4 protein-coding genes are annotated in these 3212 nt (G+C 65.9%); 3 read left to right on the top strand and 1 reads right to left on the bottom strand.

What is annotated here, in order from left to right; genetic code table 11:
- From ispG to IQ216_RS12795, 3 genes are all read left to right on the top strand, one after another.
- The coding region (ispG, locus tag IQ216_RS12805; RefSeq protein WP_193815779.1) for a (E)-4-hydroxy-3-methylbut-2-enyl-diphosphate synthase at nt 1–1087 on the top strand (1087 nt) is incomplete at its 5' end.
- Between the two features lie 107 nt (nt 1088–1194).
- A complete protein-coding gene (locus tag IQ216_RS12800; RefSeq protein ID WP_186699316.1) occupies nt 1195–2535 on the top strand; it encodes a S41 family peptidase in 1341 nt (446 codons plus the stop codon).
- A 9-nt stretch (nt 2536–2544) separates the two neighbouring features.
- Complete coding sequence (locus tag IQ216_RS12795; protein ID WP_193815778.1) at nt 2545–2781, top strand: DUF6737 family protein; 237 nt, start codon at nt 2545–2547, stop codon at nt 2779–2781.
- A 192-nt stretch (nt 2782–2973) separates the two neighbouring features.
- Here IQ216_RS12795 and IQ216_RS14520 read toward each other — a convergent pair whose 3' ends face one another.
- On the bottom strand, nt 2974–3102 hold the full coding sequence (locus IQ216_RS14520) for a hypothetical protein (protein WP_255510617.1): 129 nt from the start codon (nt 3100–3102) through the stop codon (nt 2974–2976).
- Nucleotides 3103–3212 lie beyond the last annotated feature (110 nt).

The raw sequence follows: 3212 nt of genomic DNA, 5'->3' as shown, positions 1-3212 counted from the left end.
GTCGATGATCAACGAGGACACCCTCGACATTGAGGGCGCCACGGCCGGCATCCGCCGCCTGCACGAGGCGGGCTGCGAGATCGTGCGGCTCACGGTGCCCTCCCTGGCCCATGCCAAGGCGGTGAAGGAGATCCGCCAGCGCCTGGAAGACACTTACCAGCCGGTGCCACTGGTGGCGGATGTGCACCACAACGGCATGAAGATCGCCCTGGAGGTGGCCCAGCACGTTGACAAGGTGCGCATCAACCCGGGGCTGTATGTGTTCGACAAGCCCGATCCCAACCGCACCGAATTCACCCCTGAGGAGGTGGCGGCGATCGGCCAGCGCATCCAGGCCACGCTCGAGCCGTTGGTGAGCCTGCTCAAGGAGCAGGACAAGGGCCTGCGCATCGGCGTCAACCACGGCTCCCTGGCCGAGCGGATGCTGTTCACCTACGGCGACACGCCCCTGGGCATGGTGGAGAGCGCCATGGAGTTCATCCACATCTGCGATCGCCTCGACTTCCACAACATCGTGGTGTCGATGAAGGCCTCGCGGGCGCCGGTGATGCTGGCCGCCTACCGGATGATGGCTGACCGCATGGACGCCGAGGGCTTCCACTACCCCCTGCACCTAGGCGTCACCGAGGCCGGTGATGGCGACTACGGCCGCATCAAGAGCACCGCCGGCATCGCCACCCTGCTGGCCGAAGGCCTGGGCGACACGATCCGGGTGTCGCTCACCGAGGCACCGGAGAAGGAGATCCCTGTCTGCTATTCGATCCTGCAGGCCCTGGGCCTGAGGAAAACGATGGTGGAGTACGTGGCCTGCCCCAGCTGCGGCCGCACCCTGTTCAACCTGGAGGAGGTGCTGCACGTGGTGCGCAACGCCACCGCCCACCTCACCGGCCTCGACATCGCCGTGATGGGCTGCATCGTCAACGGCCCCGGCGAGATGGCCGACGCCGACTACGGCTACGTGGGCAAGACGCCGGGCACCATCTCCCTCTACCGCGGCCGCGACGAGATCCGCCGGGTGCCGGAGGCCGAGGGGGTGGAGGCCCTGATCGCCCTGATCAAGGAGGACGGCCGCTGGGTGGATCCCTGAAGGCCGTGATCAGGGTTCCCTTTCCAGACCGGTCACCCCTCCATGGGCACCCCGTTCTGCGGCGCTAGCTTGACTGAACGTTTCCCTGGCCTTCCAGGTCTGCTCCGATGGGTCGCAGCCGCACCAGTCTGATCGTGCTGGTGGGTGTCAGTGCCTGCGCTGCCACCGCCGTGATGGCGCGCGAGGCGGTCACCTCCCCCGGCGGTGTCGGCCGTATCTCCGACAGCCCCAAGGAGGTGATCGACCAGACCTGGCAGATCGTCTTCCGCGATTATCTCGACGTCAACGGCAAGTACACGCCGCAGCAGTGGCGCGATCTGCGCCGCGATGTGCTGGCCAAGAGCTACGGCACGCCCAAGGATGCCTACGACGCGATCCGGGGCATGCTCGCCACCCTCGATGACCCCTACACCCGCTTTCTGGATCCGCGGGAGTTCAAGGAGATGCAGATCGACACCTCCGGGGAGCTCTCCGGGGTGGGCATCCAGCTGAGCCTCGACAAGGACACCAAGGAGCTGGTGGTGGTGGCCCCGATCGAGGGATCGCCCGCCTCCCGGGCCGGCGTGATGCCCAAGGACGTGATCACGGCCATCGACGGGGCCAGCACCAAGGGCATGAGCACCGAGGACGCGGTGAAGCTGATCCGTGGCCAGGCCGGCACCACCGTGACCCTCACCCTGCGCCGCAGCAGCCAGACGCTGAGTGTGCCGCTGGAGCGCGACCGGATCGAGCTGCACGCGGTGGACAGCCAGATCAATGTGACGCCCGATGGGGTGAAGGTGGGCTACATCCGCCTGAAGCAGTTCAACGCCAATGCCACCAAGGACATGCGGGCTGCCCTGCGGGAGATGGAGGGCGAGGACGTGCAGGGCTATGTGCTGGACCTGCGCAGCAACCCCGGTGGCCTGCTCGGGGCGAGCGTGGAGATCGCGCGTCAGTGGCTGAACGAGGGCACGATCGTGTCCACCAAGACCCGCAACGGCATCACCGACATCCAGCGGGCCACCGGCCGTGCCCTCACCGACAAGCCCCTGGTGGTGCTGGTGAACGAGGGATCGGCCAGTGCCAGCGAGATTCTCTCGGGTGCCTTGCAGGACAACAACCGGGCCGTGCTGGTGGGTCAGAAGACCTTCGGCAAGGGGCTGGTGCAGTCGGTGCGGGGCCTCTCCGATGGCTCCGGCATGACCGTGACCATCGCCAAGTACCTCACCCCCGAGGGCCGCGACATCCACAAGTACGGCATTGACCCTGATGTCCAGGCGAAGATGAGTGAGCAGGAGGCGCAGCGCCTCAGCCTGGAGGATCTCGGCACCAACAAGGACACCCAGTACCGGGTGGCCGAAACCACCCTGAGCAAGAAGCTGAAGGCCGCCAGCACCGTGGGTCGCTCCTACAGGCCCGGTGAAGCCAACGTTCCGGCTGCCCTGGAAGCCTCCTCCAAACCTTGAGGATCTGGTGTGAGCGACACTGATCCCAGCAGGGGCTCAGGCGACAACCTCTGGTCTGTCAAGCCCTGGTGGTGTCAACCCTGGAGCATCGTGCTCACCGGGGTGGTCGTGGTGGTGTTGAGCTGGCTGTGGCTCGGTCGTTGGTGGCTCACCGCACCGCTGGGGGTGGCTGTGTCCCTGTGGTGGTGGCTGTTTCTGGTGGTGGTTCCCACGGCCTATGCCCGGGACTCCCAGGAGATCAGCTAGGGGAAGTCGCTGCCCCGGCGGTTCGTTCGGCCCTCAGAACACAAGCGGCGGGATGGGGTCGAGGGGAGGTGTCGGTGGCATCCCCATGGATCAGAAAGCCAGCGCTGCCCGCCGTGATCAAATCCAGCTCAACCTGCGGGTGCAACAGCGGCTGCGGTGCGTTTACCTCTGGCGATGGAGCCACCCAGGGGCTCAGGCCACCGGCTGCATCAAGCCTCCACCGGGGCTGGAGTCATCATCGTCGTTGTTTTCGTTGGAGTCGCTGAACAGGGCGTACAGACCCAGGGCCAGCAGGCTCACCACTCCTGAAATGAGGGTCATGCCGCTCTGGACACCCAGCGCACCAGCCGAACCAACGAACTCACCCATGAAACCCTCTCGTTTCGAAGAGTGTAACGAAGTTTTGCGCAGATGAGGGGATGGGGCGGGAT

The sequence above is a fragment of the Cyanobium sp. LEGE 06143 genome, assembly GCF_015207535.1.
GTDB lineage: Bacteria > Cyanobacteriota > Cyanobacteriia > PCC-6307 > Cyanobiaceae > NIES-981.
This window is presented reverse-complemented; position numbering and strand designations above follow the sequence as displayed.

Excerpts from the sequence above, each read along its gene's own strand:
- IQ216_RS14520 (WP_255510617.1), bottom strand. The coding sequence starts at position 3,102 with ATGACCCTCATTTCAGGAGTGGTGAGCCTGCTGGCCCTGGGTCTGTAC.
- IQ216_RS12800 (WP_186699316.1), top strand. The coding sequence starts at position 1,195 with ATGGGTCGCAGCCGCACCAGTCTGATCGTGCTGGTGGGTGTCAGTGCC.